This window comes from Pseudomonas laurentiana, from assembly GCF_014648275.1.
GTDB classification, from domain to species: Bacteria; Pseudomonadota; Gammaproteobacteria; order Pseudomonadales; family Pseudomonadaceae; genus Aquipseudomonas; species Aquipseudomonas laurentiana.
The window spans coordinates 1-537 of the sequence record NZ_BMQU01000187.1; the positions used below are offsets into that span (position 1 = coordinate 1).

1 protein-coding gene is annotated in these 537 nt (G+C 19.9%); it reads right to left on the minus strand.

Annotated elements, in window-relative coordinates; translation table 11 throughout:
- Nucleotides 1-270 precede the first annotated feature (270 nt).
- The coding region (locus IE038_RS25765) for a hypothetical protein (protein ID WP_229775750.1) at nucleotides 271-537 on the minus strand (267 nt) is incomplete at its 5' end.

The window sequence follows — 537 nt, forward strand, 5'->3', positions numbered from 1 at the left end:
ATGGTGGTTCAAATCCACCTGTTCTCAATATATTTGTTAAATATATATATATTTTTTTTTATATTAATATCTATAATTAATATTATTTTGTCTAACTTATTAGCAATTATAGTAAAAAAAAAAAAGAAAGAAAATGTTTATAAAATTATTATTTTTAACTAACATTATGGGTTTAATTTTGATGTTAGGAATACATAATATTCGGTTATTAATTAACACTAACAAAGTGTTAATTAGACAATTATCACTATCTATTAGTATCATTACTTTTTATATTTGTATATACTGATGATATACATACAATAGTAATGTTTTAGGTTTCCAATCAATAGAGACTATACTAAATATAAATTGAGGTTTAGATGGAATCTCATTGGGATTAATAGTATTAACAGGATTTTTAGGTCCTATAGCTTTATTATCAAATTGAAATATAAACATTAATGATAAATCAAACCAAAAAGATGTAATGTATGTATCATTAATACTAATTTTAGTATTTTTAATGATCTTAAACTTTTTATGTTTAGATATGAT